Annotated in this window: 18 protein-coding genes; 8 read left to right on the top strand and 10 right to left on the bottom strand. The window is 66.8% G+C overall.

Translation table 11 applies throughout. The features are described from left to right. Positions 1–26 precede the first annotated feature (26 nt). The 8 genes from DSC_RS09660 to DSC_RS09625 all read left to right on the top strand — a co-directional run bounded on the left by DSC_RS09660 (position 27) and on the right by DSC_RS09625 (position 8,815). Positions 27–563: a hemerythrin domain-containing protein gene (locus DSC_RS09660; protein ID WP_014160983.1), complete on the top strand. Its 537-nt coding sequence runs from the start codon at positions 27–29 to the stop codon at positions 561–563. Positions 564–610: 47 nt separating this feature from the next. After that, positions 611–949 (top strand): hypothetical protein, encoded by a 339-nt coding sequence (locus tag DSC_RS09655; protein WP_014160982.1) that lies wholly within the window; start codon positions 611–613, stop codon positions 947–949. Positions 950–1,033: 84 nt separating this feature from the next. After that, the gene (locus DSC_RS09650) at positions 1,034–2,197 is read left to right on the top strand and encodes a zinc-dependent alcohol dehydrogenase (protein WP_014160981.1); all 1,164 of its coding nucleotides are present in this window, start codon (positions 1,034–1,036) and stop codon (positions 2,195–2,197) included. A 462-nt stretch (positions 2,198–2,659) separates the two neighbouring features. Then, positions 2,660–3,754, top strand: coding sequence for a ubiquinol oxidase subunit II (cyoA, locus tag DSC_RS09645; RefSeq protein ID WP_052299786.1), 1,095 nt, complete (start codon positions 2,660–2,662; stop codon positions 3,752–3,754). A gap of 2 nt (positions 3,755–3,756) precedes the next feature. Next, the gene (gene cyoB / locus DSC_RS09640; protein WP_014160979.1) at positions 3,757–5,757 is read left to right on the top strand and encodes a cytochrome o ubiquinol oxidase subunit I; all 2,001 of its coding nucleotides are present in this window, start codon (positions 3,757–3,759) and stop codon (positions 5,755–5,757) included. Then, positions 5,754–6,389: a cytochrome o ubiquinol oxidase subunit III gene (gene cyoC / locus DSC_RS09635; RefSeq protein WP_193384100.1), complete on the top strand. Its 636-nt coding sequence runs from the start codon at positions 5,754–5,756 to the stop codon at positions 6,387–6,389. The genes cyoB and cyoC overlap by 4 nt, the downstream gene beginning before the upstream one ends. Then, the gene (gene cyoD, locus DSC_RS09630) at positions 6,389–6,748 is read left to right on the top strand and encodes a cytochrome o ubiquinol oxidase subunit IV (RefSeq protein ID WP_014160977.1); all 360 of its coding nucleotides are present in this window, start codon (positions 6,389–6,391) and stop codon (positions 6,746–6,748) included. Before cyoC ends, cyoD begins: the two co-directional genes overlap by 1 nt. Positions 6,749–6,922: 174 nt before the next feature. Beyond that, complete coding sequence (locus DSC_RS09625; RefSeq protein WP_014160976.1) at positions 6,923–8,815, top strand: M61 family metallopeptidase; 1,893 nt, start codon at positions 6,923–6,925, stop codon at positions 8,813–8,815. A 178-nt stretch (positions 8,816–8,993) separates the two neighbouring features. Here DSC_RS09625 and DSC_RS09620 read toward each other — a convergent pair whose 3' ends face one another. The 10 genes from DSC_RS09620 to dxr form a co-directional block, all read right to left on the bottom strand. Continuing rightward, positions 8,994–9,953 (bottom strand): acetyl-CoA carboxylase carboxyltransferase subunit alpha, encoded by a 960-nt coding sequence (locus DSC_RS09620; RefSeq protein WP_014160975.1) that lies wholly within the window; start codon positions 9,951–9,953, stop codon positions 8,994–8,996. Positions 9,954–10,047: 94 nt separating this feature from the next. Beyond that, on the bottom strand, positions 10,048–13,839 hold the full coding sequence (locus DSC_RS17255; protein ID WP_014160974.1) for a DNA polymerase III subunit alpha: 3,792 nt from the start codon (positions 13,837–13,839) through the stop codon (positions 10,048–10,050). A gap of 156 nt (positions 13,840–13,995) precedes the next feature. Continuing rightward, positions 13,996–14,616 (bottom strand): ribonuclease HII, encoded by a 621-nt coding sequence (locus DSC_RS09610; protein ID WP_014160973.1) that lies wholly within the window; start codon positions 14,614–14,616, stop codon positions 13,996–13,998. Next, a complete protein-coding gene (lpxB, locus tag DSC_RS09605) occupies positions 14,613–15,848 on the bottom strand; it encodes a lipid-A-disaccharide synthase (protein ID WP_425476591.1) in 1,236 nt (411 codons plus the stop codon). The genes DSC_RS09610 and lpxB overlap by 4 nt, the downstream gene beginning before the upstream one ends. A gap of 2 nt (positions 15,849–15,850) precedes the next feature. Beyond that, positions 15,851–16,639, bottom strand: a complete 789-nt coding sequence (gene lpxA / locus DSC_RS09600) for an acyl-ACP--UDP-N-acetylglucosamine O-acyltransferase (protein ID WP_014160971.1) — start codon at positions 16,637–16,639, stop codon at positions 15,851–15,853. A gap of 2 nt (positions 16,640–16,641) precedes the next feature. Continuing rightward, positions 16,642–17,100, bottom strand: coding sequence for a 3-hydroxyacyl-ACP dehydratase FabZ (gene fabZ, locus DSC_RS09595; RefSeq protein WP_014160970.1), 459 nt, complete (start codon positions 17,098–17,100; stop codon positions 16,642–16,644). 6 nt (positions 17,101–17,106) lie between these two features. Then, positions 17,107–18,126 (bottom strand): UDP-3-O-(3-hydroxymyristoyl)glucosamine N-acyltransferase, encoded by a 1,020-nt coding sequence (gene lpxD, locus DSC_RS09590; protein ID WP_014160969.1) that lies wholly within the window; start codon positions 18,124–18,126, stop codon positions 17,107–17,109. An 85-nt stretch (positions 18,127–18,211) separates the two neighbouring features. Continuing rightward, entirely contained in the window at positions 18,212–20,698 is a 2,487-nt protein-coding gene (bamA, locus tag DSC_RS09585; RefSeq protein ID WP_014160968.1) for an outer membrane protein assembly factor BamA, read from the bottom strand. Positions 20,699–20,788: 90 nt separating this feature from the next. Next, positions 20,789–22,147 (bottom strand): RIP metalloprotease RseP, encoded by a 1,359-nt coding sequence (gene rseP, locus DSC_RS09580; RefSeq protein WP_014160967.1) that lies wholly within the window; start codon positions 22,145–22,147, stop codon positions 20,789–20,791. After that, a complete protein-coding gene (dxr, locus tag DSC_RS09575) occupies positions 22,144–23,352 on the bottom strand; it encodes a 1-deoxy-D-xylulose-5-phosphate reductoisomerase (protein ID WP_014160966.1) in 1,209 nt (402 codons plus the stop codon). Before dxr ends, rseP begins: the two co-directional genes overlap by 4 nt. Positions 23,353–23,354 lie beyond the last annotated feature (2 nt).

Below are 23,354 nucleotides of genomic sequence, written 5' to 3'. Positions count from 1 at the left end.
GCATCCCACCCTGTCGGAGATCGGAGATGGCAACGGCAACCCCCAAACGCGACATCCTCAAGACCCTGCGCAGCGAGCACGACGAACTGCGCGCCCTGTTCGAGCAGATCAATGCCACGACCGACCGCGCGGTCAAGACGCGCGCCGAGCTGCTTCGCAAGGTGGAGGCGGGGCTGCTGCCGCACGCCAACTGGGAAGAAGAGGTGTTCTATCCGGCGATCGGCGAGCGCGCGGATCGGGATGGCAAGAAAGCCATCGCCGAAGCCTATCTGGAGCACCACGCCATCGAATCGGTGGTGATGCCGGAAGTGAAGGCATCGGACACGGCAAGCCCGGAGTTTGCCGGCGCGGCGAAGGTATTTGGCGAGCAACTCGATCACCACGCCACCGAAGAAGAAGGCACGGTTTTCAAGCTGGCCCGGGCGTTGTTCAGCGCCGAGGAACTGGCTCAGTTCGACCAGCAATACCAGGACTGGAAGGCATCGGCTGCAGGTCTTGCGCGGGTCGGTGCCGAGAAGGTCAAGGGTGCGGTCAAGTCCACTGCGCGGACCCTGGCCCAATGACAACCACAGGCGGGCCGCCACGGCCCGCCGTTATGAGGGAAGCCACCATGAGCAATCACCCCCGGAAGTCCGCCTTGCCCAGGTCCGGTGCGCAGGGCGCTTCAGAAAAACCGAATCAGGACGCGCAGCATGACGAGGCGCTGGAAGAAACCTTTCCGGCCAGCGATCCGATCTCGCCCTTCGTACCGGCGGTCCGGGACCAGGGGAATGGGAAGGAAGAATTCGCCACCAATGAGCACAGCGACCAGGCCAAGGGACATACCGCCGAGACCTGGCTCAACGATGAGAAGGCGCTGCGCAAGCACCACGACATGCCCGACGATCCAAAGGAATCGCACGTGGATCCAGAGCACGATTACTCGGATCCAAGTGGGCAACGGGATTGAGCGCGGCATGGCGGGCTTGGCCGATGCCGGATTCGCGCGATGGCCAGGCCCAGTGGTTTCAGACATCCATCCACGGAGAAAGCAATGCAGGCATTGACCTATCACGGTTCCAGGGACGTTCGGGTTGAGACAGTCCCCGATCCCACGCTGATCGAGTCCGACGACATCGTGCTGCGGGTCACCGCGACCGCCATCTGCGGGTCAGACCTTCATCTGTTCCACGGGAAGATTCCCGAAACCAGGCACGGGGACATCTTCGGGCACGAGTTCATGGGCATCGTGGAGGAAGCAGGGCCGGCAGTCACCGAGCTCAAGGTGGGCGATCGGGTCGTGATCCCCTTCGTCATCGCGTGCGGCCAGTGTTTTTTCTGCGAAAACGACCTGTTTGCAGCGTGCGAGACGACCAACCCCGACCAGGGCGCGAGTCTGCGCAAACGCGCGAGCATGACCCCGCCCGCGGCCTTGTTTGGCTACTCGCATCTCTACGGGGGCGTGCCCGGAGGCCAGGCCGAGTTTGTGCGGGTGCCAAAGGCGAACGTGGGCCCGTTTGCGGTGCCGGGCAGCCTGGCCGATGAGAAGGTGCTGTTCATGTCTGACATCCTCCCCACCGGCTATCAGGCCGTGCTCAACGCCAAGATCCAGGCTGGCTCCAGTGTGGCGATCTTCGGTGCCGGGCCGGTTGGCCTGATGGCGGCCGCGTGCGCGCGCATGCTGGGCGCAGAGCAAATCTTCATGGTCGATTCGGAACAGTACCGCCTCGACTTCGGCGTGACCGCCTATGGCGTCATTCCGGTGAACCTCAGTGACGGCGATCCCTCCGAACGCATCCTGGAGAAGACCAACGGGCGGGGCGTGTCTGCTTCCATCGATGCGGTGGGGTTCGAAGCCAAGGGCAGCACGACAGAAACCGTGTTGAGTACGCTCAAGCTCGAAACCAGCTCTGGCGAAGTGCTCCGCCAATGCATCACGGCAACGCGGCGCGGCGGCGTTGTCAGCGTCCCTGGCGTCTATGCAGGATTCATCCATGGGTTCCTGATTGGCGATGCCTTCGACAAGGGCTTGACCTTTGCCATGGGACAGACCCATGTGCACAAGTACCTGCCTGAACTGTTGCGCTACATCGAGGAAGGGACCCTGGACCCTGAGATCATCATCTCCCATCGCATGAAGCTGGCCGATGCTGCGCAGGGCTACAGGATCTTCGATGAGAAGAAGGACGCCTGCCGCAAGGTCGTGCTTACCCCTTGACGGAATCGCCAGGCGTGTAGCGAACTCCTGGACTGATGGTGGCATGGCGGCGCGGGCGATCCCCCCGCGCCGCTGCTCGCACCGATGATCGCGGTGGCCCGGGCCGATCACGTGGCCCCGGGTGGTCGGCAGCAACGCCGCTGCCCGCATGCTGGCTGGGCAGGGGTCAGCCCGCGCGCTGTTTGGGAGTTGCGCGCGGGCGGTGGCCAGTTCCGCTTGTCCGGGGATGGGAAGGCTGTGCATCCAGCGCCTGCCCGGGCGAGATTGCGGCAAGGCCGAGGAAGGAGATCTGCCAGGGGATTCCCCAGATGCTGCGGGACAGCATAAAATGGAGCGGTTCTAGCACTTGCCCGCCTGCGACACGGCCTGCCTGAAGGCGACCGCCACGCGCGACAGTGTTACGGGCGACCAGAGGCACGGCCGTCCGCTAGGAGTCGATTTCTTCTCGCAACTGGATTGACCATGTCCCTGCTGAAGCTTCCTGGACGAGCGCGTCCATGGATTTTGCTGGCCAGTGTGTTTCTCGGCGGATGCCAGTCCGCCATTCTCAACCCCAAGGGTCAGATCGGCATCGACGAGCGCAACCTGCTGGTGACCTGCACGGTACTGATGCTGTTGGTGGTGGTCCCGGTCATCGTGATGACCCTGGTATTCGCCTACCGCTACCGCGCCACCAGGCAGCACCGCTACGAGCCGGAGTGGCACCATTCCACGCCGATCGAGATCGTCGTGTGGGCCATCCCCTGCGTGATCATCACGGTGTTGGGTGTGCTGGTGTGGCGCTCCTCGCACGCACTGGATCCATACCGCCCGCTCGATTCGGAGGTCGCACCGGTCACCATCGAGGCGGTATCGCTGGACTGGAAGTGGCTGTTCATCTATCCCGAGCAGAACATCGCGGTGGTCAACGAGATGGCGTTCCCGGAGCAAACGCCGCTGAACTTCCGCATCACCTCCGATTCGGTGATGAACTCGTTCTTCATTCCGCAGTTGGGCACGATGATCTACTCGATGGCCGGCATGGAGACCAAGCTCCATCTGATCGCCAACGAGCAGGGCAGCTTCCGTGGCCTGTCCTCGCACTACAGCGGGCACGGCTTTTCGGGCATGCATTTCAAGGCCCTGGCCACCGACCAGGCTGGCTTCGACGCCTGGATCGCCAAGGTCAGGGCCTCGGGCCGTGCCCTGGATGCGGCGGCCTACGCAGAACTGGCCAAGCCCAGCGAAGACGTGCCTCCGACCTACTACGCTTCGGTACAGCCCGAGCTGTTCGACACCATCATCGCCAAGTACATGATGGGTTCGCACGGCACCGGTGAGCACGGGATGCCAGGCATGGACAACCCGGCCGAGCCGGGCACCGAAGCGGCCGCGCAGGCCAACGCACACGCCGGCGATTACGCCACCCCGGATGCCGCTTCCGGGGCGGCCGACAACGGCGATTCGGACGCACACGACACCCATTCGATGGATTCCATGCCCGGCATGGGGGACACGCACCACGACGACGCCCCGGCGCCGGCGGGTGGCACGCAGACTTTGCAGGAGAAGCACTAATGTTGCTGGGCAAGCTGACGCTCGAGTCGATTCCGTACCACGAGCCCATCCTGATCGCGACCGCCGCAGGTGTCGGCTTGGCCGGTGTCCTCGTCGTGGCGTTGATGACCTACTACAAGAAGTGGGGCTGGCTGTGGCGTGAGTGGCTGACCACGGTGGACCACAAGAAGATCGGCGTGATGTACATCTTCGTGGCGTTGGTGATGCTGCTGCGCGGCTTCGCCGACGCGATCATGATGCGCATGCAGCTGGCGATGGGACATGGCGGCAACGAGGGTTTCCTGCCGCCGCATCACTACGACCAGATCTTCACCGCGCACGGCGTGATCATGATCTTCTTCATGGCCATGCCGTTCATCACCGGCCTGATGAACCTGATCGTGCCGCTGCAGATCGGCGCACGCGATGTGGCGTTTCCATTCCTGAACTCGCTCAGCTTCTGGCTGTTCGTGGCCGGGGTGGTGCTGATGATGCTGTCGCTGTTCGTCGGCGAATTCGCCCAGACCGGCTGGCTGGCGTTCCCGCCGCTGTCCGAGCTCCAGTACAGTCCGGGGGTCGGCGTCGACTACTACATCTGGGCCCTGCAGATCTCCGGCCTGGGCACCACGCTCACCGGCGTCAATTTCGTGGCGACCATCTTCAAGATGCGCGCTCCGGGCATGACCCTGATGCGCATGCCGATCTTCACCTGGACCGCGCTGATCACCAACATCCTGATGATCGCCGCCTTCCCGTTCCTGACCATCAGCCTGGCGCTGCTGACCGCGGACCGTTACCTGGGCACGCACTTCTTCACCAACGACGGCGGCGGCAACGCCATGATGTACATCAACATGATCTGGATCTGGGGTCACCCGGAAGTCTACATCCTGATCCTGCCGTGCTTTGGCGTGTTCTCCGAGGTGGTCTCCACGTTCTCGCGCAAGCCGCTGTTCGGCTACACCTCCATGGTGTGGGCGACCAGCGCCATCGGCGTGCTGTCCTTCATCGTGTGGCTGCACCACTTCTTCACGATGGGTTCGGGCGCCAATGTCAACGCGTTCTTCGGCATCACCACGATGATCATCGCGGTGCCCACCGGGGTGAAGATCTTCAACTGGCTGTTCACCATGTTCCGCGGCCGCATCGAGATGACCTCGATGATGTACTGGACGGTGGGCTTCATCGTCACCTTCACCATCGGCGGCATGACCGGCGTGATGATGGCGATCCCGGCGGTGTCCTTCGTGCTGCACAACAGCCTGTTCCTGATCGCGCACTTCCATAACGTGATCATCGGCGGGGTGGTGTTCGGCTGCCTGTGCGGCCTGACCTACTGGTGGCCCAAGGCCTTCGGCTTCAAGCTGGTGGACAAGCTGGGCAAGGCCTCGTTCTGGTGCTGGATCGTGGGGTTCTTCATCGCCTTCATGCCGCTGTACGTGCTGGGCTTCCTGGGCATGACCCGTCGCCTGAACACCTACAACAATCCCGAATGGGTGCCGTGGCTTTACGTGGCCGCCTGTGGCGCGGTGATCATCGCTTGCGGCATCGCGCTGAACATCATCCAGATCGGCTGGAGCATCTGGAAGCGCAACGACAACCGGGATCTCACCGGGGATCCATGGGATGGCCGCACACTGGAGTGGGCGAGCTCTTCGCCGGCACCGTTCTACAATTTCGCGCACCTGCCCAAGGTCACCGGGCGTGATCAACACTGGGCCGACAAGCAGGCAGGGACCGCCTACCAGCGTCCGACCCACTACGAAGACATCCACATGCCGCGCAATACGTCCATCGGTGTGTTCATGGGAGCCTTCGGGGTGTTGCTGGGCTTTGGGATGGTCTGGCACATCTGGTGGATGGCCATTGTTGGCCTGGTCGGCATGATCGGCAGCTACATCGTGCGCACCTTCGATGAAGACACCGATTACTACGTGCCGGCCGCCGAGGTCGCTCGCATCGAGAACGCGCGCTACGACCAGCTCGATCGGCTGCGTGCCGCCAAGCCGCAGGAGGCTGTCTGACCATGTCCGCCACGACCACGATCAACCACGCGCGCCCCGACGGGCATGACCATGATCAGGATCACGGGCACCACGATGCCGGCGGCACCACGGTGTTCGGGTTCTGGATCTATCTGATGAGCGACTGCCTGCTGTTCTCGGGGCTGTTCGCTGCCTATGCGGTGTTGTCCGGTTCCACCGTGGATGGACCGACCGGCAAGGAACTGTTCGACCTGAAGTTCGTGCTGGGCGAGACGTTCCTGCTGCTTTGCTCCAGCCTGACCTTTGGCCTGGCCATGATCGGGGCGCATAAGGGCAGCAAGGCCACGCTGCTGGGCTGGTTGTTGGTGACCTTCCTGCTGGGTGCCGGCTTCCTGGGCATGGAGCTGTACGAGTTCAACCACCTGATCGCCGAGGGCGCCGGCCCGGGCCGCAGCGCGTTCCTGTCCGCCTTCTTCACCCTGGTGGCCACCCACGGCCTGCACGTCACCGCTGGCATCCTGTGGATGATCGTGCTGGTCATCCAGGTGCTGATGCGTGGCCTGACGCCGAAGATGATGACGCGCCTGTCGTGCCTGAGCCTGTTCTGGCACTTCCTGGACATCATCTGGATCGGCGTGTTCACCGTTGTCTATCTGCTGGGAGTCCTGTGATGAGCGGTCCTGTCCACCCCTCCGATGATCACGCGCACGGCGCGCTGCACGACGCCGGTGCCAGCCATGGCAGCGTGAAGTCCTACCTGGTCGGGTTCTTCTGGGCGGTGCTGCTGACGGTGATCCCGTTCGCGCTGGCCATGACCGGCTTCTTCCCGGCGGGCGTCACCGCGGTGGTCGCGGCGGTCCTGGCCGCGGTGCAGATCGTGGTGCACCTGGTGTATTTCCTGCACATGGACCGCTCGGCCACACAGCGCTGGAACGTGCTGGTATTCGTGTTCACCGTGCTGGTGATCGGCATCGTGATCGTGGGGTCGCTGTGGGTGATGCACAACATGAACGCAAACATGATGCAGTGAGGCTGCTACCAGGATTTGCCCGCGCACAAGGCCACCCGCAGCGGTGGCCTTGTGCATTGGGGCGCACGGTGCGCGGGCGCGGACCATGACCAATGGCAGGAACGCCAGTGCCATGTCAGGCGATAGGATCGACAGGTGCGCTACCTCTCCCTCTCGAATCCGTCCGGAGTCGCCATGAAGATCGTCTTCCCGCCCGTCGCACTGGCCGTATTGTGCGCGCTGGCCGGGACTGTCCACGCCCAGCAGTCGTCCACGCCTGCCCCGCAGGACATCCCGTATCCGGGCACGCTGCGCGTGGAGGTGGACGCCACCGACCTGAATCGCCGCATCTTCAAGGTGCGCCAGACCCTGCCGGTCAAGCCTGGCGAGCTGACCCTGTTGTACCCACAGTGGATTCCCGGCAATCACAGCCCGAGCGGCCAGATCAACAAGGTCGCCGGCCTGACCTTCACCGCCAATGGCAGCAAGCTGGAGTGGAAGCGCGATCAGTACGATGTGTACGCGTTCAAGGTGCAGGTGCCGGATGGGGCGAGCGAGCTGCAGGTCGCGTTCGAATACCTCTCGCCGCTGGCGCCGGGCCAGGGCCGGGTGGTGATGACGCCCAGCATGCTCAACCTGCAGTGGAACCTGACCACGCTGTATCCGGCCGGCTACTTCGCGCGTCAGATCCCGGTCCAGGCCAGCGTCAAGTTGCCGGCCGGCTGGTCGTACGCCACTGCCGCCGAGACCGCCTCCAGGGCCGGCGATACAGTGCAGTTCAAGACCCTGGGCTGGGACATGCTGCAGGATTCGCCGCTGTTCGCCGGCCGGCACTACAGGCAGTTCGACCTGAGCGTGGGCGATACGCCGGTCAAGCTCAACGTGTTTGCCGACACGCCCAAGTCGCTGGAGGCCAAGCCCGAGCAGGTCGCCAGGCACAGGGCGCTGGTCGAGCAGGCCTATAAGCTCTACGGCGCCCATCACTACGACCACTACGATTTCCTGCTGGCCCTGACCAGCCAGCTGGGCGGTATCGGCCTGGAGCACCACCGCTCCAGCGAGAACAGCGGCAGCCCGGATTACTTCAGCAAGTGGGACGAGACCTGGGCCGGCCGCGACTTGCTGCCGCATGAGTTCAACCACTCCTGGAACGGCAAGTTCCGTCGCGGCGCCGACCTGGCCACGCCCAACTTCAACGTGCCCATGGGCGACAGCCTGCTGTGGGTGTACGAGGGTCAGACCCAGTTCTTCGGCTACGTGCTGGCCGCGCGCTCGGGCCTGTGGTCCAGGGAGCAGGCGATGGATTCGCTGGCCAATGTCGCAGCCACCTACGCCAGGGGCCGTCCGGGCCTGGAATGGCGCGCGCTGCAGGACACCACCAACGACCCGACCATCAACCGTCGCCAGCCGCAGGCGTATCGCAACTACCAGCTGAGCGAGGATTACTACGCCGGCGGCCAGATGATCTGGCTGGAAGCCGACGCCAGGCTGCGGGCGCTGAGCAAGGGCAAAAAGTCCATCGACGATTTCGCCAGGGCGTTCTTCGGCATGGACAACGGCAGCTACGTTGTCAGGCCGTATGACTTCGAGGAAGTGGTGGCCACGCTCAACGGCGTTGCGCCTGACGACTGGGCCAGCTTCCTGCGCGATCGTCTGGATGGCAAGATGGGGCTGACCGGCGGCATCGAGGCCAGCGGCTGGAAGCTGGTGTTCAGCGACAAGCCCAGTGCGTCGGTGAAGGCGGGCGAGACCCGCGGCAAGAACGTCAATCTGACCTACTCGCTGGGCATGGTGGTGGGCAACGACGGCAACGTGGGCGACGTGCTGTGGGACGGCCCGGCCTTCCAGGCCGGCATCGCCCCGGAAATGACCGTGGTGGCGGTCAACGGCATGGCCTTCACCGGTGATGTGATCAAGGACGCGGTGACCGCGGCCAGGACCGACAAGGCGCCGATCGAACTGCTGGTCAAGCGCCTGGACCGCTACGAGACCTTCAAGGTCGACTACCACGGCGGCCTGCAGTATCCGTCGCTGGAACGCATCGCCGGCACCACCGACACGCTGAGCAAACTGCTGATCGCCAGGTAGTCGCACGCCGCGCAGGCAATCGCGGAAGTTGAAGGGCCGCACCCGGTGCGGCCCCTTCTCGTCGTAGTCGCCGCCTGCAGTGGGCGTGGTTCACCGGCTCAGGCGCCGGCGCTCGCACTGCGATCTGCTTCGTTTTTTTTTGGGACAAGCGATGGTCGTGGCGGGCCATCGCTGGCGATCAGGCCACCTCGTAGGCGCCGTAGCTGCGCAGGCGTTCGTAGCGGCGCTGCAGCAGCAGGTCGATCGGCAGGTTGTCCATCGATTCCAGTTCGCCGACCAGCACGGCCTTGAGCCGGGTGGCCATCGCGCGCGGATTGCGGTGGGCGCCGCCGCTGGGCTCGCGCACCACCTTGTCCACCAGCCCCAGGCCCTGCAGGCGCCTGGCGGTCAGGCCCAGCTGTTCGGCCGCATCCTTGGCCTTGCCGGCGTCCTTCCACAGGATCGAGGCGCAGCCCTCGGGGGTGATGACCGAGTAGGTGCTGTATTCGAGCATGATCGTGCGGTCGCCCACGCCGATGGCCAGCGCGCCGCCGGAGCCGCCCTCGCCGATCACGGTGCAGATGATCGGCACCTTCAGCTCGGCCATTTCGATCAGGTTGCGGGCGATGGCTTCGGACTGGCCGCGTTCCTCGGCATCGATGCCCGGCCAGGCGCCGGCGGTGTCGATCAGGGTGAGGATCGGCAGGCCGAAGCGCTCGGCCATCTTCATCAGGCGCAGTGCCTTGCGGTAGCCCTCCGGCTTGGGCATGCCGAAGTTGCGCATGATCTTTTCCTTGGTGGCGCGGCCTTTCTGGTGGCCGATGATCATCACCGCGCGGCCGTTGATCCGGCCCAGGCCGCCGATGATGGCCTTGTCGTCGGCGAAGGCGCGGTCGCCGGCCAGTTCCTGGAACTGTTCGCAGAACACCTTGATGTAATCGGCGGTGTGGGGACGGGCCGGATGGCGCGAAAGCTGCGAGACCTGCCAGGGCGTGAGATCGCGGAAGATCTGGGCGGTGCGCACGCGCAGCTTGTCCTGCAGGGTGCGCACTTCGGTATCGACATTGACCGCCGTGCCGGCGCTGGCGTTGCGCAGTTCCTGGATCTTGGCTTCCAGGTCGGCGATGGGTTGTTCGAAATCGAGGTAATTGGGAGTCATCGACAAGCGCGTGGCCGTAAAGCGGGCAGTTTAGCCCAAGCCGGCGCCAGGCCCCGGGAGCGGGCAGTGCGGCGGCGCAACGGCCGGTACGGCTTCAATGCGTCCAGGGGCGCTGGCCCATGGCCATCTTCACCGCGCACACGCCGGGCAGCTCGCGCAGGGTGCCGACCAGCTCGGCATCCACGCGCACCGACTGACTGCCGTTGATCTCCAGCGTGCCGGCCACACCCTCGGGCAGCAGCAAATCCAGACGCAGCGAGGTGCTGCCGGGGCGACGCTCGGCCAGCAGCGACTCGATCCGCGCCAGCACGCCGGGTACGCGCAGGTCCAGGCGCATGGACAGCTTCTGCGCCTGTTGCACCAGCTGCGCGTAGTCCCAGCACTGGCGCAGGCGCAGGGCGTAGCCACCGTTGAATTCGTCCTCGCGCAGTTCGCCCTTGACCACCAGGATGCGGTCGCGGGTGAGCAGGTGGCCGAAATCGCCCATCGCATCGGAGAAGGCGCTGCATTCGACCCGGCCGCGGCCGTCTTCGAGGGTGACAAAGCTCTGGCTGTCGCCCTTCTGGCGCACCGCCACGACCTTGCCGGCCAGCACCGCGGTCACGCCCGGGCGCCAGCCCTTCTTCTCGCCGCCGCTGAACTGGGCGTTGACGATGGTCTCCAGGCTGCCCAGGTCATTGCCGACCAGCGCCTTGAGGTCATCGCGATAGGGATCCATCGGATGGCCGGACAGGTAATGGCCCAGCGTCTCGCGTTCGCCATTGAGCTTGTGCGCCAGCGGCCATTCGTCCACTTCCGGCAGCTCGACCTCCAGCGCCGGGCCGCTGTCGCCGCCGCCGAACAGCGAGCTCTGGCCCGAGGCGCGTTCGCGCGCGAGCTGCTCGGTCACCTTGATCACTTCGGGCAGCTGCAGCATCAACGAGGCGCGGTTGCGGCCCAGCTCATCCAGCGCACCGGCATTGACCATCGCTTCGAGCGTGCGCCGGTTGAGTCTGGCCGAACCGACCCGCTTGCAGAAATCCAGCAGGTCGGTGAATGCCCCGCCACGGGCGCGCTCGGCCACGATCGCCTCGCACGCGCCCTGGCCGACGCCCTTGATCGCGCCCAGGCCGTAGCGCACGGTCCTGGCGTCGGTGGCCACGAACATGTAGTCGGAGTGATTCACCTTGGGCGGCAGGATTTCCAGTTCCATCACGCGCGCCTCGCCCAGGAAGCCGACCACCTTGTCGGTGTTGTCCATGTCCGAGGACAGCGTGGCGGCGAGGAACTCGGCCGGGTAGTGGCGCTTGAGCCAGGCGGTCTGGTAGCTGACCAGCGCGTAGGCGGCCGCGTGCGACTTGTTGAAGCCGTAGCCGGCGAACTTCTCCATCAGGTCGAAGATCTCGTCGGCCTTGGCCGCGCTGACCCCGCCGGCGGCCGCGCCGGTGCGGAAGATCTCGCGGTGTTTGGCCATTTCCGCCGGCACCTTCTTGCCCATCGCCCGGCGCAGCAGATCAGCGCCGCCCAGCGAGTAGCCGCCGACGATCTGGGCCATCTGCATGACCTGCTCCTGGTACACCATGATGCCGTAGGTGTCCTTGAGGATCGTTTCGGTGCGCGGATCGGGATAGATGATCTGCTGCTGGCCGTGCTTGCGCGCGTTGAAGTCCGGGATCAGGTCCATCGGGCCGGGGCGGTACAGCGAGACCAGCGCGATCAGGTCCTCGAAGCGGTCGGGTCGGGCATCCTTGAGCAACCGGCGCATGCCCGCCGATTCGAACTGGAACACCGCGCCGGTGTTGCCGGCGGCAAAGATGTCGCGGTAGGTGGCCTGGTCGTCGAGCGGGATGGCGGCGATGTCCAGCAGCGGCCGGGACTCGGGACTCGGGACTCGGGACCCGGGAGAAGCGATGGCAAGGTCGTGGCATTCCGCGAACGCTGCCGCTGTTTCTACCCGCAAGGTATTCGGCGTCGGCACGGCGGCAGGATTGCCGCCGGATGGCGCTGCCGGGTCCCGGGTCCCGGGTCCCGAGTCCCGAGCGTCTCGCCAGGTGTTCGCCGTCGGCACCGCGGCAGGATTCCCGCCGGATGGCTTTTCCGGGTCCCGGGTCCCGGGTCCCGAGTCCCGGCCGTTGATGGCCTTGACCGCCCAGTCGATGATCGTCAGCGTGCGCAGGCCGAGGAAGTCGAACTTCACCAGGCCCACCGCCTCCACGTCGTCCTTGTCAAACTGGGTGACCGGGTTCCTGCCCCGGGTGCCTTCGTCGTGTTCGGCAAACAGGGGACAGAAATCGGACAGTGGCGAGGGCGCGATCACCACGCCGCCGGCATGCTTGCCGGCGTTGCGGGTCAGGTCCTCCAGCTGGCGCGCCAGCTCGATCAGGTCGCGCACATCGTCCTGTTCGCGGTAGCGCTGGCTCAGCTCGGACGAATGCATGGATTCGTCCTTGCCTTCGCCCAGCGCGTCCTTGAGCGTGATGCCCAGGACGTTGGGGATCAGCTTGGCCACGCCGTCGACGAACCCGTACGGAAAGCCCAGCACGCGGCCGACATCGCGGACCACGGCCTTGGCCGCCATGGTGCCGTAGGTGATGATCTGGCTGACCCGGTCGCGCCCGTACTTGCGCGCTACGTAGTCGATGACCTCATCGCGCCGGTCCATGCAGAAGTCGATGTCGAAGTCGGGCATCGACACCCGCTCCGGGTTCAGGAAGCGCTCGAACAGCAGGTTGTACGGCAGCGGATCCAGGTCGGTGATCTGCAGCGCCCAGGCCACCAGCGAACCGGCGCCCGAACCGCGACCCGGGCCGATCGGGATGCCCTGTTGCTTTCCCCACTGGATGAAGTCGGCCACGATCAGGAAGTAGCCGGGAAAGCCCATCTTGATGATGGTGTCCAGCTCGAACTCGAGCCGGTCCAGGTAGTCCTGGCGGGTCTTGCCCGGCGCCAGCGGGTTCTTCTCCAGGCGCGCCTCCAGGCCGTGGCGGGCCTGGCTGCGGATCCAGCTGTCCAGGGTCTGATCAGCGGGCACCGGATAGGCCGGCAGAAAATAGGTGCCCAGTTTCAGTTCGAGATTGCAGCGCTGGGCCAGGGCCCAGGTGTTGTCGATCGCATCGGGCACATCGGCAAACAGGGCCGACATCTGCGCGGCGGACTTGAGGAACTGCTCGGGGCTGTACTCGCGCGGACGCTTGGGATCGTCCAGCACACGGCCCGAGGAGATGCACACCCGTGCCTCGTGCGCGTCGAAGCCGGAGGCCTCCAGGAAGCGCACATCGTTACTGGCCACCACCGGCAGGCCGCGCGCGGCGGCCGCGTGCAGGGCAAAGGCGTTGAAGGCGTCCTCACCCTCGCGGCCGGTGCGGGTCAGTTCCAGGTGCAGGTTCTCGCCGAATGCGCGCTGCCAGCCGGCCAGGTGCTGTTCGGCCAGCTCGTGGCGGCCGCCGCCGGCCAACCGCCCGGCCTGGCTGTTGCGGCCGATGAGCCCGAACAGGCCGGTGGTGTCCTCGCGCAGCCAGGCCGGGTCGATCGCCACGCCATCGCTGCGGTGGCCTTCCAGCCATGCGCGCGTGAGCAGCCGCGAGAGGGTGAGATAACCGCTGTGGTCGCGACACAGCAGGGTGATCGACCACGGCGTGCCGTCTTCCTCGACGATGCTCACATCGGCGCCGGCGATCGGCTTGATCCCGACCGCCTCGCAGGCCTTGTAGTACTTCACCAGCGCGAACAGGTTGTTGCGGTCGGTGACCGCCAGCGCCGGCAGTTGCAGCTGCACCGCCGCGCTGACCAGGTTGGGCCGCTTGGCCTTGGCCGGGAAGCCTTCGTCCGGCTTCTCGGGCACGCGAATGGTCGAATCCGCCAGCGAGAATTCGGTGTGCAGGTGCAGGTGGATGAAGCGCGAGGACATCGGGGCCAGTGTACGCAAGGCAGGGATGGCCGGGCAGGCTTGACAGCGCCGGACCGGGCCTCGGGAAGGGCGCGCGGTCGGCCGGCGCGTGGCCTGTTCAGGCCATCCAGGCCGTGCTGCGTCAAGGTGGAACGGCGGCGCGACGGGCGGTGTGTTTCAGAACAGCGTGGCCTGGCCCAGCCCGGCGCGGGCATCGGCGGCCTCGCGCACGGGCGCGAAGCTGTGGCGATGGTGGATGCAGGGGCCATGCAGGCGCAGTGCGGCCAGATGGGTCGGCGTGCAGTAGCCCTTGTGCGCGGCGAAGTCGTACTCGGGGTGCTGCGCGTGCAGGCCCAGCATCAGCCGGTCCCGGGCGACCTTGGCCAGGATCGAAGCGGCCATGATCGCGCGGTCGCGTCCGTCGCCGCCGATCAGTGCATGCCCGCTGCAGGGCAGGCCAGGCGGCACGCAGTTGCCATCGATGTGGGCCACCTCGGCCACGTGCGCCACCGCCTCCACCGCCAGGCGCATGCCCAGCAGCGTGGCCTGGTAGATGTTGAGCCGGTCGATGTCGGCCACCGGCACCACCACCACGTGCCAGGCGAGCGCGCGTTCGGTGATGCGGCCATAGAGCAATGCGCGCTTGTCGGCGCTGAGCTGCTTGGAATCGTCCAGCCCGTTGATGCGTGGGCGCGCCGGATCGAACACCACCGCGGCCACGGTCAGGGGACCGGCCAGCGGACCGCGGCCGGCTTCGTCCACCCCGGCCACCCGCAGCGCGGGCGCAGCCATCTTCATGGCAGGTCCCTGGGCGCGGCGGCCAGCAGTTGGTCCACGGCCTCGGCTGCGCGCGCCGAGGCGTCCTGGCGCAGGAGTGCGTGCAGCTGCTGATAGCGCGGCTGCAGCGCTGCGACCGCCTGGGGCGCGTGCAGCCAGTGCAGCACGGCGGCCGCCAGCGCCTGCGGGGTGCAGGCTTCCTGCATCAGTTCCGGGGCGAGGTCTTGGCCGGCCAGCACGTTGGGCAGGGCGAAGCGCTCGACCTTGAGCAGGCCCAGCGTGCGGGCGATCCAGGCCGACAGCGGGGCGACCCTGTAGCCCACCACCATCGGCCGCTTGGCCAGCATCGCCTCCAGCGCCGCGGTGCCCGAGGCCAGCAGCACCACATCGCTGGCGACCATCGCCTCGCGCGCCCGGCCGGTGAGCAGCTGCGGCCGTGGCGAGGGAAACGGCGTGGCCGCCAGCAGCGGCTCCAGCGCCGCATGACAGGCGGCGTTGGCGGCGGGGATGACCACCTGCAGGTGCGGCACCTGCTCGGCGACCAGGCGCGCGGCCTGGATGAAATCCGCGGCCAGCCGATGGATCTCGCCCAGCCGGCTGCCGGGCAGCACGGCCAGCACCGGCGTGTTGGGGTGCAGCCCCAGGGTGGCGCGCGCGGCGGCGCGGTCGGGCAGCAGCGGCAGCGCATCGGCCATCGGGTGGCCGACATAGCGCGCATCGACGCCGTGGCGGGCGTAGATCGCCGGTTCCATCGGGAACAGGCACAACACCAGGTCCGCGCTGCGGCCGATCTTGCCGGCGCGCTGCTCGCGCCAGGCCCATACCGACGGGCTGACGTAATGCACGGTGCGCACGCCGCGCCGCTTGAGCCAGGCCTCCACGGCCAGGTTGAAGTCGGGCGCATCGATGCCGATGAACACATCCGGCTGCCAGTCCAGCAGCCGCTGGCGCAACACCTGGCGCAGCCTGAGCAGGCGGGGCAGGTGGCGCAGCACCTCGGCCAGGCCCATCACCGCCAGCTCGCTGGCATCGAACCACGCCTCCAGCCCGGCCGCGCGCATGCCATCGCCGCCGATCCCGGCAAACTGCGCATCGGGATGGCGCTGCTTCAGTTGGGCGATCAGCTCGGCGCCAAGCTGATCCCCGGATGCTTCGCCGGCCACCAGGGCGATGTGGAGCCGGGACCCGGGCGCGTCCAGGGGGGGGGGCTGCTTTTCCCGGGTCCCCGGTCCCGGGTCCCGGGTCCCGGACATGTTCATCGCAGTAGCCGGCGCTCGCCGCTGGTGATGAAGTCCAGCATCGCCTTGACATCCTCGCTGTCCCGGGCCTGTTCGGCCAGCTGCTGCTGGGCTTGCGCCAGCGGCAGGCCGGCCACGTACAGGGTGCGGTAGGCGCGCTTGATCGCGGCGATGCGTTCGGGATCGAAGCCGCGGCGCCTGAGGCCTTCGCTGTTGATGCCGCGCGGGCGGCCGTGTTCGTCGGCCGCGACCATGGTGAAGGGGGTGACGTCGCCGCCGACCAGTGCGCCCATGCCGATGAAGGCATGCGCGCCGATCCGGCAGAACTGATGGGCGCCGGAAAACCCGCTCATGATCACCCAGTCGCCGATGGTCACGTGGCCGGCCAGGGTGGTGTTGTTGGAGAACACGCAGTGGTTGCCGACCTGGCAGTCATGGGCGATATGGGTGTAGGCCAGCAGCCAGTTGTCGTCGCCGATGCGGGTCACGCCCTGGCCGGTCACCGTGCCGCGGTTGAGCGTGACGAACTCGCGCACCACGTTGCGCTCGCCGATCACCAGTTCGGTGCGTTCGCCGTTGAACTTCTTGTCCTGCGGCGGGCCGCCGATGGCGGCATGGCCGACGAAATGGTTGTCGCGGCCGATGCGGGTCGGCCCGCTCACCGTGCAGTGCGGGCCGATGATGGTGCCATCGCCAATCTCCACCTCGGATCCGATCAGGGCAAAGGCACCCACCTGTACGCCGACGCCCAGCTTGGCGCCCGGTTCGATGACCGCGGAGGGATGGATCAGGGTGCCGGTCGTCATGCTCAGTCCCTGGAAGTTTCTGCGCACAGGATCTCCGAGCAGGCGGCCTGCTGGCCGTCGACCCGGGCGATGCCGTGGTAGAGCGCCATGTTGCGGATCCGGCGCTTGATGACCACCTCCATGTCCAGGCGGTCGCCCGGGACCACGGTGCGGCTGAACTTGGTGTTCTCGACCTTGACCATGTAGAACAGCTTGCTGCCCGCTTCGGGACCATAGCCGAGCTGGGTGATCAGGCCCCCGGCCTGGGCCATGGCCTCGATGATCAGCACCCCCGGCATCACCGAGCGGCCCGGGAAGTGCCCGTTGAAGAACGGCTCGTTGAAGGTCACGTTCTTGTAGGCCACGATGCGCTTTTCCGGCTCGAACTCGGTCACCCGGTCCACCAGCAGGAACGGATAGCGATGCGGCAGCAGGTGCTGGATGGCCTGGATGTCCAGGGGCAGTTTGATTGTCATGTTCATCGAGTCTCAGGAGTCCTTTTTCTCGGCGGGAATGCGCCGGGCGAGTGCGTCCAGCTGGCGGAAACGCGCCGCGTTCCGGCGCCAGGTGCGCACATCGGTGATGGGAAGGGAAGAGGCATAGGTGCCGGGCGCGGTGATCGGCCCGGCGACCATCGACATGGCCAGCACGGTGACCTTGTCGCAGATTTCCAGATGGCCGGAGACGCCGACCTTGCCGGCCAGCATGCAGTAGCGGCCGATCCTGGCGCTGCCTGCAATGCCGACCTGCGCGGCCATGGCCGTATGCGCGCCGACGTGGACGTTGTGGCCGATCTGGATCTGGTTGTCCAGGCGCACATCCTCTTCCAGCACGGTGTCTTCCAGCGCGCCGCGATCGATGGTGGTGTTGGCGCCGATCTCGCAGTCGTCGCCGACCACCACCCCGCCCAGCTGCGGCACATTGAGCCAGCGGCCGTGTTCCATGGCCATGCCGAAACCCTGCGCGCCCAGCACCGCGCCGGGATGGATGCGGACATTGCGGCCCAGGCGCACGCGCAGCACCAGAGTGACCCGCGCGACCAGCTCGCAGTCATCGCCCACGCTGCAGTGCTCGCCGATCACGCAGCCCGGCCCGATGATGCTGCGCTCGCCCACGCGGCTGCCTTCGCCGATGCACACGTGCGGGCCGATGCTGGCGCTGGCGGCCACCTGCGCACCGGCATGGATCACCGCGGTGGGATGGATGCCAGGCGGGCGCTCGAACCTGGACTCGAACAGTTCGGACACCTTGGCAAAGGCCACGTGCGGGTCCCTGGCCACCAGGGCGGTGCCACGCACGCCCTGGACATGGTCGGGGTCCACGATCACGATCGAGGCCTGGGTGGTCGCCAGCAGATCGGCATAACGCGGGTTGCCCAGGAAGGACAGCTGGCCGGGCCTGGCCGTGGCCAGGGGCGCAGCGCCGGTCACGGCCGCGTCGGCGTCGCCATGCAGGACCAAGCCGAAGCGCTCGGCCAGTGCGCCGGCAGTGTGGATCGAAGGGCTCATGCGCAGGATTTTAACCGAGCCCGCAGCGCACAAACGAAAGCCCGGACAAGCCGGGCCCCCGCCACGCCAGCGCCGGCGCGTTGGCTCAGAACGAACCGCCGAAGGTGAACTGCAGGCGCTCGACCTTGTCCTGGTCCTCGCTCTTGAGCGGGAACGCGTAGCTGATCGAGATCGGTCCGACCGGCGCCCGCCACAGCAGCGACACGCCGGTGGAGGCGCGCAGCTCGTTGGCCTTGAAATTGTCGTAACCGTCGTAGACGTTGCCGACATCGATGAACGCCGAGACGCGCGCGGCGTTGGAGTCGAACAGCTTCGGGAAGATCAGCTCCAGCTGGCCGATGGTCTTGAGCGAGCCGCCCAGCGGCTGGCCGTCGCTGTAGTAGGGCGTTGGCTCCGAACGCGGGCCCAGGGTGTTGTCCTCGAAGCCGCGCACCGAACGCACGCCACCGGCGTAGAAATTCTCGTAGAACGGCAGGCCCGAGGCGGTGAGCGTGCGCGATGCGGCGCCGCTGGTGTCGCACGACACCGCCAGCCCGGTGGTGGGGTCATAGCAGACCGTGCGGGTGACGTCGTCGCCATAGCTGTCGCCATAGCCGACTTCGCCGCCGGTGCGCAGGACGAAGGCCGGGCTGAGCATCCAGTACTTGGAGAACTCGTAGTTGAGCTTGTAGTACTCCACCGTCGACCCGGGCAGGGAGATTTCTGCCGAGACCCGCTGGAAAATGCCACGGGTGGGCATGAAATAGTCGTTGCGGGTATCGCGCGCCCAGCCGATCTGGCTGCGCCAGGCGTGGAAGGTCCGACTGCCCAGGGCGTTGATATAGTCGACGATCGCCTGCGGGGTGGTGCCTTCATAGACACTGACCTGGGTGGAGTCGACCCCGAACATCAGCGACACGCTGTCGCTTTCGCTCAGCGGAATGCCCAGGATCGCCTGCGCGGCGGTATTCTTTGACGAATACGCGGCGGTGTTGTAGTCCGAATAGTCCAGGTCGCTGTAGGACAGGTTGTAGCCCAGCGACACGCCGTCGTCGGTAAAGTACGGGTTGGTGAACGAAAACGAATAGCGGCTCAGGTAGTCGCTGCGCGAGGCCTCGATCGCGACCCGGTTGCCGCCGCCCAGGAAGTTGTTCTGCGACAGCTGGATCGAGGTGGTCACCCCCGAGAGTTGCGAGTAGCCCAGGCCGAACACGAAGCTGCCCGACGTGGTCTCCTTCACCGTGTAGACCACGTCGACCTGGTCGCGCGTGCCCGGCACCGGCTGGTTGGCTACGTCCACGGTTTCGAAGTAACCCAGCCGCTGCAGGCGCACCTTGGACCGGTCGATCGCAGCCTGCGAGTACCAGGCGCCTTCGAATTGGCGCATCTCCCGGCGCAGCACTTCGTCGGCGGTGCGCGAGTTGCCCTTGAACTCGATCCGGCGCACGTTGACGCGCGGACCGGGCACGACCTGCATGTTGATGGCCACGGTGCGCTTTTCGCGGTCCACCGTCGGGATCGGGTTGACTTGGGCGAAGGCGTAGCCGACGTTGGCCAGGGTCGCGGTGATGCCGTCGGAGCTGACCTCCAGCAGCCGGCGCGAGAAGATCTGGTCCTTGCGCACCAGTACCATCTTCTCCACGCGCTCCTGCGGCAGCACGGTGTCGCCGCTGACCTTGACGTCGGACACGGTGTACTGCTCGCCCTCGGTGACGCCGGCGGTGAGGAACATGTCCTTCTTGTCCGGGCTGATCGCCACCTGGGTCGAGTCCAGGCTGAAATCGACATAGCCGCGGTCCAGATAGTAGGAGTTGAGCTTCTCGATGTCGCCGGAGAGCTTTTCCTTGGAGTACTGGTCGTCGCGGCGATACCAGGACAACCAGTTGTGTTCCTGCGATTCCCAGCCGGCGCGGATTTCTTCCTGGTCGAACTTGTCGGTGCCGATCAGGTTGATGTGGCGGATCTTGGCGGCCTTGCCTTCCTTGACTGCAATGGTGATGTCCACACGGTTGCGGTCCAGCGGGCTCACGGTCGGGGTGATCTGGACGTTGTACTTGCCGCGGTTGTTGTACTGGCGCACCAGCTCCTGGGTCACCCGGTCCAGTGCCAGACGGTCGAAGGTGCCGCCTTCGGACAGGCCGATGTCGTTCAGGCCCTTGGTCAGGTCCTCGGTCTTGATGTCCTTGTTGCCGGTCAGGGTCAGCTTGTTGATGGCCGGCCGTTCCTGCAGCGTCACCACCAGGATCGAACCCTGCCGGCTGAGCTTGACGTTCTCGAAGAAGCCGGTGCGGTACAGCGCGCGGATCGCATCGCCGACCTTGGCCTGGGTGACGATGTCACCGCGCTCGATCGGCAAGTAGGTCAGCACCGTGCCACTGGAAATGCGCTGGACGCCATCGATGCGGATATCGGTGGCGACGAAGTCCGACGGCGAAGCGGCCGGCGCAGGCTGCATGCCGAAGGCCGGTGCCTGGGACGGCTGCTGCTCGGACCCGAAGGCCGGCACCATGCCGCTGGACTGAGCCATCGCCGGGGCCGCGATGGCGGACGCCAGGGCAAGGGCGAGCAGGCGGCGGGTCGGGAGTCGCGTCATCGTCACATCCGTCGGGGAACTGGTTTCGGAAAGGCCCCCGCAGGGGGCAGGCCGCCGCTGGGCGGCCGCAGGAAAAACAGGCAAAGGCATTCAGATCACCGGGCGCAGGATGTCGTTGTAGAGCGCCAGCCCCATCAGGCCGGCCAGGATGGCCAGGCCAATAAACTGGCCAGCGGCCATGGCCCGCTCGCTCAGCGGGCTGCCCTTGACCAACTCGATAAGGTAATACAGCAGGTGTCCGCCGTCCAAGACCGGGATCGGCAGCAGGTTCACAATCGCCAGGCTCAGCGACAGCAGGGCCAGGAACTGCAGGAACCAGGTAAGCCCGCGATCGGCCGAGGCATTGGCCACCTTGGCGATGGTCACCGGGCCGGACACGTTCTGCAGCGAGGCGTGGCCGGTGACCATGCGCCGGATCATGCCCAGCGAATCGGCCGCCAGCTGCCCGGTCTGGCGCACCGCCACCGGGATCGCCGCCAGCGGACCGTAGCGCTGCAGGGCGTCGTAGGCCGGCGCATGGCCGCGGCCCAGGGCGATGCCCAGGGCCCAGAACTCGGCGCCGGTGTCCGGATCGGTCATGCGCTGCGGCTGCAGCGGCAGGGCCAGGCGGCTGCCTTCGCGCTCGACTTCCACCATCACCTCGCCGCCGCGTGCGCCGAACTTCTGCAGCAGCGGACGCAAGGTGTCGGCAGTGTCCACCGCTTGGCCATCGATGGCGGTGATCAGGTCGCCGACCTGCAGCGTGCCGGCGGCCGGCGAACCGGGCCTGACCTGGCGGACCTCGGCTGGTTCGACGGTGAACTGCCAGCGCAGGCCAAGCGCGCCGGTGACGTCCTGTTCGTCGAAGCCGGCCGGCAGGCGTGAGGTGTAGACCCGACGGCTGATGTCGTTGCCCGAGGCGTCCTCGACGCGCAGCTGGACATCGCGCCGGTCCATTGCCGCGCCGGTCAGGCCCATCACCGCCTCGGTGGCCGTGGCGATGGCGCGCCCGTCGACGGCCACGATCCGGTCGCCCGGACGCAGGCCGGACTGCTGGGCGATGCCGTCCACGCGGCCGACCACCGGTGCGTAATCCTCCTTGCCGATCACGAACATGGCCCACAGCAGGGCCACGCACAGCAGCAGGTTGGCGATCGGGCCGGCGGCCACCACGGCGATGCGCTGCAGGACCGGCTTGCGGTTGAAGGCCTCGCCCAGGCGCTCGGCCGGAACCTCGCCTTCGCGCTCGTCGACCATCTTGACGTAGCCGCCCAGCGGGATCGGGGCGATGGCGAACTCGGTGCCGTGCCGGTCACGGCGCGACCAGATCGGCTTGCCGAAGCCCACCGAAAACCGCAGCACGCCCACCCCGCAACGGCGCGCGACCCAGTAGTGGCCGAACTCGTGGAACGTGACCAGCACGCCGAGGGCGACGATCATCCACCAGATGGAGCCTGCGATTTCACTCATGCGGAACGGGCTTGGCCTGTGGTGGTGCGGTGGATCCAGCCCTGGCTGAAATGCCGCGCGAGACCATCGGCCGCCAGCAGCGCCTCCAGGCTTCCGGCCGGGGCATGCGCGTGGGCGGCGAGGGCGTCCTCGACCAATGCAGGGATCGCTAGGAAACCGATTTTGCCCTGAAGAAACGCTGAAACAGCAGTTTCGTTGGCGGCGTTCAGCACCGCCGGGGCCGCACCGCCGCTCTCAAGTGCGCTCCAGGCCAGGCGCAGGCAGGGGAAGGCGTCTAGGTCCGGCGCTTCGAATTCCAGGGTGCCGTGGCGCAGAAGATCCAGCCCGGCCACCCCCGAATCGATGCGCTGCGGCCAGCCCAGGCCCACCGACAGGGCGGTGCGCATGTCCGGCAGGCCCAGCTGGGCCAGGGTCGAGCCGTCGATGAACTCCACCAGCGAGTGGACCAGGCTCTGCGGATGGACCAGCACGTCCAGGCGCTCGCGGCCGACGTTGAACAGGTGCGCGGCCTCGATCAGCTCCAGGCCCTTGTTCATCAGGGTGGCCGAGTCGACCGAGATCTTCGGGCCCATCGACCACTTTGGATGGGCCACGGCCTGGGCGACGGTGACCGTTTCCAGCGAGGCACGGCTGCGGCCGCGGAACGGGCCACCGGAGGCGGTCAGCACGATCCGGCGCACCTGCGCGCCGGCCTGGCGCGAGCCCAGGCACTGGAAGACGGCGTTGTGTTCGCTGTCGATCGGCACGATCTGCGCGCCGGAGGCCTCGGCGACGGCGATCACCAGCGCGCCGGCCAGGACCAGCGATTCCTTGTTGGCCAGCAGCAGCCGCTTGCCGGCGCCGGCTGCGGCCAGGGTCGAGGACAGGCCGGCGGCACCGACGATGGCCGCCACCACGGTGTCGCAGGCGTCGCCGGCCACCAGCGCATCCAGCGCCGCACTGCCGGCGTGCGCCTGGGTCGCCAGGCCCGCCTCGGCCAGGGCGTCGCGCAGCTGGGTGAAGCAGGCCTGGTCGGCGATCACGGCGTGCTCGGGGCGATGGCTGCGGCACAGCGCGACCAGCGCAGCGACATTGCTGCCGGCGGCCAGCACGGTGGCGCGCAGCCTGCCAGGGTGGCGCGCGATCAGATCCAGGGCCGAGCTGCCGATCGAGCCGGTCGCGCCCAGGACCGCGACGTTGCGTGAGGGGAGCGTGGTGGTGTCCATCG

Source organism: Pseudoxanthomonas spadix BD-a59, assembly GCF_000233915.3.
Classification (GTDB): domain Bacteria; phylum Pseudomonadota; class Gammaproteobacteria; order Xanthomonadales; family Xanthomonadaceae; genus Pseudoxanthomonas_A; species Pseudoxanthomonas_A spadix.
This window is presented reverse-complemented; position numbering and strand designations above follow the sequence as displayed.

What these genes read in the sequence shown, in the direction of transcription:
- DSC_RS09660 (WP_014160983.1), top strand. Translation starts at nt 27, where the DNA reads ATGGCAACGGCAACCCCCAAACGCGACATCCTCAAGACCCTGCGCAGC.
- DSC_RS09655 (WP_014160982.1), top strand. Translation starts at nt 611, where the DNA reads ATGAGCAATCACCCCCGGAAGTCCGCCTTGCCCAGGTCCGGTGCGCAG.
- DSC_RS09650 (WP_014160981.1), top strand. Translation starts at nt 1,034, where the DNA reads ATGCAGGCATTGACCTATCACGGTTCCAGGGACGTTCGGGTTGAGACA.
- cyoA (WP_052299786.1), top strand. Translation starts at nt 2,660, where the DNA reads ATGTCCCTGCTGAAGCTTCCTGGACGAGCGCGTCCATGGATTTTGCTG.
- cyoD (WP_014160977.1), top strand. Translation starts at nt 6,389, where the DNA reads ATGAGCGGTCCTGTCCACCCCTCCGATGATCACGCGCACGGCGCGCTG.
- DSC_RS09625 (WP_014160976.1), top strand. Translation starts at nt 6,923, where the DNA reads ATGAAGATCGTCTTCCCGCCCGTCGCACTGGCCGTATTGTGCGCGCTG.
- DSC_RS09620 (WP_014160975.1), bottom strand. Translation starts at nt 9,953, where the DNA reads ATGACTCCCAATTACCTCGATTTCGAACAACCCATCGCCGACCTGGAA.
- DSC_RS17255 (WP_014160974.1), bottom strand. Translation starts at nt 13,839, where the DNA reads ATGTCCTCGCGCTTCATCCACCTGCACCTGCACACCGAATTCTCGCTG.
- DSC_RS09610 (WP_014160973.1), bottom strand. Translation starts at nt 14,616, where the DNA reads ATGAAGATGGCTGCGCCCGCGCTGCGGGTGGCCGGGGTGGACGAAGCC.
- lpxB (WP_425476591.1), bottom strand. Translation starts at nt 15,848, where the DNA reads ATGTCCGGGACCCGGGACCCGGGACCGGGGACCCGGGAAAAGCAGCCC.
- lpxA (WP_014160971.1), bottom strand. Translation starts at nt 16,639, where the DNA reads ATGACGACCGGCACCCTGATCCATCCCTCCGCGGTCATCGAACCGGGC.
- fabZ (WP_014160970.1), bottom strand. Translation starts at nt 17,100, where the DNA reads ATGAACATGACAATCAAACTGCCCCTGGACATCCAGGCCATCCAGCAC.
- lpxD (WP_014160969.1), bottom strand. Translation starts at nt 18,126, where the DNA reads ATGAGCCCTTCGATCCACACTGCCGGCGCACTGGCCGAGCGCTTCGGC.
- bamA (WP_014160968.1), bottom strand. Translation starts at nt 20,698, where the DNA reads ATGACGCGACTCCCGACCCGCCGCCTGCTCGCCCTTGCCCTGGCGTCC.
- rseP (WP_014160967.1), bottom strand. Translation starts at nt 22,147, where the DNA reads ATGAGTGAAATCGCAGGCTCCATCTGGTGGATGATCGTCGCCCTCGGC.
- dxr (WP_014160966.1), bottom strand. Translation starts at nt 23,352, where the DNA reads ATGGACACCACCACGCTCCCCTCACGCAACGTCGCGGTCCTGGGCGCG.